7 protein-coding genes and 1 pseudogene are annotated in these 6,363 nt (G+C 28.3%); 6 read left to right on the forward strand and 2 right to left on the reverse strand.

The annotated features are described in order from the left end of the window. The 6 genes from BM384_RS14595 to BM384_RS14620 form a co-directional block, all read left to right on the forward strand. Positions 1-262, forward strand: a 262-nt coding sequence (locus tag BM384_RS14595; RefSeq protein ID WP_139232135.1) for an IS3 family transposase, incomplete at its 5' end; no start/stop codon positions are given. Positions 263-478: 216 nt separating this feature from the next. Then, a complete protein-coding gene (locus BM384_RS14600) occupies positions 479-1,495 on the forward strand; it encodes an energy-coupling factor ABC transporter permease (protein WP_090014657.1) in 1,017 nt (338 codons plus the stop codon). Between the two features lie 9 nt (positions 1,496-1,504). Beyond that, on the forward strand, positions 1,505-2,233 hold the full coding sequence (locus tag BM384_RS14605) for an energy-coupling factor transporter transmembrane component T family protein (RefSeq protein WP_175537404.1): 729 nt from the start codon (positions 1,505-1,507) through the stop codon (positions 2,231-2,233). A gap of 9 nt (positions 2,234-2,242) precedes the next feature. Further along, positions 2,243-2,968, forward strand: a complete 726-nt coding sequence (locus BM384_RS14610) for an energy-coupling factor ABC transporter ATP-binding protein (protein ID WP_090014662.1) — start codon at positions 2,243-2,245, stop codon at positions 2,966-2,968. A gap of 202 nt (positions 2,969-3,170) precedes the next feature. Next, positions 3,171-4,334 carry a Na+/H+ antiporter NhaA gene (nhaA, locus tag BM384_RS14615; RefSeq protein ID WP_090014664.1) on the forward strand — a complete coding sequence of 388 codons (1,164 nt, stop codon included), beginning with the start codon at positions 3,171-3,173 and terminating at the stop codon, positions 4,332-4,334. A gap of 41 nt (positions 4,335-4,375) precedes the next feature. Continuing rightward, positions 4,376-5,743, forward strand: a complete 1,368-nt coding sequence (locus tag BM384_RS14620) for an MATE family efflux transporter (protein ID WP_090014666.1) — start codon at positions 4,376-4,378, stop codon at positions 5,741-5,743. A gap of 61 nt (positions 5,744-5,804) precedes the next feature. Here BM384_RS14620 and BM384_RS14625 read toward each other — a convergent pair. Both BM384_RS14625 and BM384_RS14630 read right to left on the reverse strand, forming a co-directional pair. Then, positions 5,805-6,041, reverse strand: a pseudogene (locus BM384_RS14625) (cation transporter); the annotation flags it as partial. A 60-nt stretch (positions 6,042-6,101) separates the two neighbouring features. Beyond that, positions 6,102-6,363, reverse strand: a 262-nt coding sequence (locus BM384_RS14630; protein WP_139232136.1) for an IS3 family transposase, incomplete at its 5' end; no start/stop codon positions are given.

Below are 6,363 nucleotides of genomic sequence, written 5' to 3' on the forward strand. Positions count from 1 at the left end.
CAAATCAGAAATGTATTATAATACTAATTTTAAAAGTGAAGATGAATTACGTGAAGCAATAAAGGATTACATATTTTTCTACAATAACAGCAGGTATCAAGAACGCTTCAATAATCTTACTCCTACTGAAGTGAGACAGGCTGCAATGGTTTCAATAACCCCAGCGCAATATCCTATACCTGAAAATAAACGTATTTTAGCATACAAGGCTATGCTATTAGAAAAAAGAGAAAAATCGAATAGAAAATGCGACCCTAATTAAGATCGCATTTTCTCAAAAATTTTATTTATTTTGCCTGTCTACTTGACAGGGGTCTGTTCAGATTTTAAATTATTTAGATATATCACATTTTTCTCTATTATTTTCATGATCACAATTTTAAATATAGTGGATTTTAGGGGATTTAGTTACAAAAACGTATAAATATGATAAAATACTATTTATATACATAAAAGAAAAAGTAAAGGGGTGATGTATATGCATATGGCAGATGCACTTATTACTCCACAAGTTGGGGCAGTTATGTACGCAGCATCAACAGGAGTTGCAGCATATTCTATTAACAAGGTTAAAACTAAGGAAGATTTTCAAAGTAAAGTTCCTTTAATGGGGGTAGGAAGTGCCTTTGTGTTTGCAGCGCAAATGGTGAATTTTACAATACCAGGGACAGGTTCAAGTGGGCATATTTCAGGTGCAGTAATTTTAGCAGCACTTCTAGGCCCAGAAGCAGCATTTATATCTATGATTTCAATTTTAGCAGTACAATGTCTTTTGTTTGGGGATGGAGGGCTATTAGCCTTGGGATGCAATATCATTAATATGAGTTTCTTTGGATGTTTTGTGGGATATAAACTTATCTTTAAACAAATAATTAAAAAAGGTTTTTCAAAGAAAAGAATAATGATTGGCTCTATTCTAGCATCAATAATATCACTTCAATTAGGAGCATTCTTTGTGGTTCTTGAAACTTTGGCTTCTGGAATTACAAGTCTACCATTTGGAACTTTCATTTTATTTATGCAACCAATACATTTAGTAATTGGATTAGTAGAAGGTGTGGCTACAGGTTTAATTTGTAATTTTGTTTATGAAAATAAGCCTGAAATATTTAAGGAATCCAAAGAAAAAACTAGTGGAAATATATCTAAAAAGAAATTGGTGACTATATTTTTAATAGCATCCTTATTTATTGGAGGAGGAGTATCACTTCTTGCTTCTGGTAATCCAGATGGACTAGAATGGTCAATTTTAAATGTAGCAGGAAGTACAGAATTAGATAATACTAATAAAGCTCAAGACATATCAACAGAGATTCAAGAAAAAATATCAATATTCCCTGATTATGAGATGAATTCAGAAGATGATTCAGATTATGTTAAGAAATTTAAAAGTGCAGTTGTAGGGATTGTTGGTACATTAATAACTTTAGGAGTAGCTATAGGAGGAGCAAACATATTATCTAAAAATAGAAAAATGAAAATAGATAATGTGTAATATATAAAATTGAGAGACATTAATAAGGTATTATTTGATATTAGACAGATAGAGGAGCTTGGAGATAGTAATACATTTATCCATTCAATAAATGCCACTGTTAAAATATTAGTGACATTTATATATGTTATAAAAGTTTTATTTATTAAAGATTTTAGAATGTTAAATGTAGGAGTAATATTAGCTTACCCAATTTTAATATTTCTTATTGGAAGGATACAGGTAAGAAATATTTTGAAGAAAGTTTTATTTATATTACCTGTAGTTATTGGAATTTCAATAATTAATTTAATAATAGATTTTTCCTATAATCAGATATATTTTGCATTTATTTTATTATTTAGATGTATCATGTGTTTGGTAGGAGTAAGTCTTCTTTTGGCCACTACAGGTATGGATAAGGTAGCCTTAGGGCTAACTAGATTAAAGATTCCTAAGATATTAGTGAATCAAATTCTTCTTTTATATAGATATATAGTTGTTTTAATTGAAGAATGTTATAGAATAAAGGCTTCTTATGAGCTTAGAACTTTAGGTGAAAAATCTATGAGTTTAAAGGACTTTGGTGGTATAATGGGAAGACTTTTATTAAAAAGTATTGATAAGTCAGAAAATATATATTTGGCCATGAGTCTTAGAGGATTTACAGGGGATTTATATTTTGATAGTGCAGAAGAATTTAAGGCTATAGATTTTATTTATCTTGTAGGGTGGACAGCAATTTTTATTTTTATATAGGTGGTTATTATGAAGGAAATTATTAAGGTAGATAATATTAGTTATACTTATCCAGATGGTTTTAAAGCTTTAAAGAAAATAAGCTTTAGCATTAATAAAGGAGAAAAGGTTGGTATTATAGGGGCTAATGGAGCAGGTAAGTCGACTATACTAAAAATTTTAACAGGTCTTATTGAAGCGGAAAGAGGAACTATAACTATAGATGGTTTGAAGTTAGAAAAGAAAAATTTGAAAGCCATAAGAAAAAAATTAGGGCTTGTATTTCAAGATTCAGATAATCAACTTTTTATGAATAGAGTTTATGATGATATAGCCTTTGGTCTTAGAAGTAGCAAGGTAGAAAAAGATATAGTTAAAGAGGAAGTTAGTAAAATTCTTAAAAGTTTTAATATAGAGCATCTCAAAGATAAACAAATATATAAACTTTCAGGTGGAGAAAAAAAGAATGTGGCTTTAGCTGGAATCTTTATTATGAAATCTGAAATAATATTAATGGATGAACCTACAGTTTCTTTAGATCCAAAGTCAAGAAGAGAAATGATTAATTTAATAAAAGAAATACCAAATACAAGTATTATTACTAGCCATGATTTAGATATGATATTAGATGTATGTGATAGAGTTATAGTTTTCTTTGATGGAGTTATTTCAGAGCAAGGAGAAGCCTTTAAGATATTAAGTAATAAGAAACTGATGGAGGAGAATGGATTAGAACTTCCGCTGTCACTTCAATAACAACTTTATAAAATAATTAAAAGTAGTTTGGTGAAAGTGTTTAGTTCTATTTATAAATGAATGTACACAAATTAACATTATATTGAATTTTATAATTAGATTTAATAATTGAATTTAAAAAACAAAAATGTGATAAAATAAAAAAACGCTACTAAGCTTTATGCTTTAGTGCTTTTATTAAAGAATACAAGAGGAGATTTATATGAAAGAATATACTAAAGAAAAGAATCAGAGCATAACAGACTCTGAAGCATTTCCAGGGATAGTATTATTATGTGTTACCATAATATCATTAATTTTAGCTAATACCCCTTTGAGAGAGTATTATGAATACTTTCTATATAACATAGGTTTTGGAGAAGAATTTAATATACATTTTTTCATAAATGATTTTTTAATGGCAATTTTCTTTTTAGCAGTTGGATGTGAAATAAAGAGAGAAATTGTTTTTGGTAAGTTATCAAGTTTTAGACAGGCGTCTTTCCCAATAGTTACAGCAATTGGAGGTATGGCTATGCCTGCACTTATATTTACAATGTTTAATTTCCATAGCACTTTTGAAATTGGCGTAGGTATACCATTATCTACAGATATAGCTTTTGCTATTGGAATTTTTGCTATTTTAAAGGATAAGTTAAATCCAGAATTAAAATTATTTTTATTAACTTTAGCAGTAGTAGATGACTTATTATCTATAGTTATAATAGGAGTATTTTATACTGAAAAAATAAAAATTGCAGGTATTATTGCTGCAATAATATTAACTATTCTTTTATTATTAGTAAGAAGAATAGAAAAAATTAATAATTTATATACATATTTATTTATTGGACTTTTATTATGGGCTGCTGTTCTTTATAGTGGAGTTCATGCTACTTTAGCTGGAGTTATTTTAGCTTTTTGCATACCTGTTTATGATGAAAATAATAGGGAAAAAGATTTAAGTCATAAATTACAACATAGATTAGAGAAGATAGATAATTTTATTATTTTACCTTTATTTGCTTTTGCAAATACAGGAATTAATCTTGCTGGTGATTTAAATTTATCTAAGGATTACACTCTTATGCTTGGGATAGTTTTTGGGCTAGTAATAGGTAAGCCATTAGGCATTATGCTATTTGGATATATATCAAATGCATTAAAGATTGGATATAAGCCTAAGGGAGTTTCATGGAGTGATATGCTAGTAGTTTCAGTAATTGCAGGTATAGGATTTACTATGTCTCTATTTATTTCTGAAATAGCTTTTGCAAATAGAATACTAGAAGTAAATGTTTCAAAGATATCAGTTCTAATTGCATCTGTAGTTTCAATAATATTAGCTTACATATTAACATTTTTTAAAAGAAAAAATGTAATATAAAGGAAGTAAAAAAGTATATTGGGTTTGGAGGAGATCTATTTATGGAGAAGGAATCAATACAAAATATGACAAGGGGTAATCCTGTAAAATTAATTATTAATTTTACTCTTCCTTTATTAGCAGGAAATATATTTCAACAATTATATAACGTAGTTGATGCAGTTATAGTAGGAAGAGGTGTAGGGGTAGATGCCTTAGCAGCTGTTGGAGCTACAGGAAGTTTGAATTTTTTAATTTTTGGTTTTGTTTTAGGACTTACTCAAGGATTGTCAATTTTAGTTTCTCAATACTATGGTGGGATGGAGTATAACAAAGTCTGTAAGGCAATAACAATGTCAGCTTATTTATATATTTTAATTGGAATTATAATATCATTAGCTAGTGTAATTTATTCAAGAGTATTATTAGAAATACTAAATACACCAGGTTCTATAATTACTGATGCTGATAATTATATGAAAATTATATTTGGTGGTATGATTATTACAATTTTCTTTAATACATTGTCTGGAATATTAAGAGCTTTAGGAGATGGAAAAACTCCATTTTATTCTTTAATAATTGCATCAATTATTAATATAATTTTAGATTTAGGATTTATTTTAATATTAGATATGGGTGTTAAAGGTGCTGCTTTAGCAACAGTTATAGCACAATTTATTTCATCTATTTTTTGTTTATATAAAGTGAGCAAAATTAAAATTATAAAAATACAAAAAAAGCATTGGAGATTTAATGAAGAATTATTTGTACAATCATTTAAATTAGGAATTCCAGTGGCTTTAATGAATTCAGTAACAGCAGTAGGAGTTATGATTTTACAAGTAGTTGTTAATGGCTTTGGAGAAATTTATGTAGCAGCGTATTCTACAGCATCTAGAATTATAGGGATTTTAGAACAGATAGGTTCTACTGCAGGTCTTGCCATATCCACATATACAGGACAAAATTTAGGGGCAGGAAAGATTGATAGAATAAAAGAGGGAGTTAAAAAGAGCAATGTTATTTTAGTGATTGCAAATTTTATATTAACAGTAATAATATTTGTTTTTGGAAAAGAAATTTTAGCTGTTTTTGTATCAAGTGCTGAAGTAGAAGTAATTAATATTGGATATAAGTATGAAGTTGTAACAGCTGCAGGATTATGGGTATTAGGTTTGCTATTCATTTATAGGTCATCACTTCAAGCTATGGGAGATACTTTTATTCCTATGCTTTCAGGAATTGCAGAACTTTTAGCAAGAATAGGTACAGTTTTTATTTTAGTATCATCATTAGATTTTATAGCTATACCTATAGCAGAAGTAAGTGCATGGATAGTTGCAGCAGGAATGCTAGCAGCAACTTATTATTATAGAGTTTTTAAATTGGAAAAAATTAAATATGAAGATGTTAAGTACTTATCATAAATAATTAGTAAGGTATAAAAAAGTCTCCTAATATGGAGACTTTTTTGCTTTGATTTTAGTATTAAACTATAAAAAATGCAGCTGCAATTATTAAATAAACAGCTAATAGAGTAGCTCCTTCTAGCCAGTTTGATTCACCATCATGGGAAATTTTGTTGGCAATTAGAATGGAAGCTATTAAAGCTATAAGTTCAAATTCATTAAAGATTATACTCATTGGAGTAAAGAATAAACTTATAAAAATTAATATAGGAGCAACAAATAAAATTATTTGTAAACTTGATCCTAAAGCTATTTCTGAACAGACCCCTGTCAAGTAGACAGGCAAAATAAATAAAATTTTTGAGAAAATGCGATCTTAATTAGGGTCGCATTTTCTATTCGATTTTTCTCTTTTTTCTAATAGCATAGCCTTGTATGCTAAAATACGTTTATTTTCAAGTATAGGATATTGCACAGGGGGTATTGAAACCATTGCAGCCTGTCTCACTTCAGTAGGAGTAAGATTATTGAAGCGTTCTTGATACCTGCTGTTATTGTAGAAAAATATGTAATCCTTTATTGCTTCACGTAATTCATCTTCACTTTTAAAATTAGTATTATAATACATTTCTGATTTG

The organism is Clostridium sp. DSM 8431 (genome assembly GCF_900116755.1).
Classification (GTDB): domain Bacteria; phylum Bacillota; class Clostridia; order Clostridiales; family Clostridiaceae; genus Clostridium.

What these genes read in the sequence shown, in the direction of transcription:
- nhaA (WP_090014664.1), top strand. Translation starts at nt 3,171, where the DNA reads ATGAAAGAATATACTAAAGAAAAGAATCAGAGCATAACAGACTCTGAA.
- BM384_RS14620 (WP_090014666.1), top strand. Translation starts at nt 4,376, where the DNA reads ATGGAGAAGGAATCAATACAAAATATGACAAGGGGTAATCCTGTAAAA.
- BM384_RS14600 (WP_090014657.1), top strand. Translation starts at nt 479, where the DNA reads ATGCATATGGCAGATGCACTTATTACTCCACAAGTTGGGGCAGTTATG.
- BM384_RS14610 (WP_090014662.1), top strand. Translation starts at nt 2,243, where the DNA reads ATGAAGGAAATTATTAAGGTAGATAATATTAGTTATACTTATCCAGAT.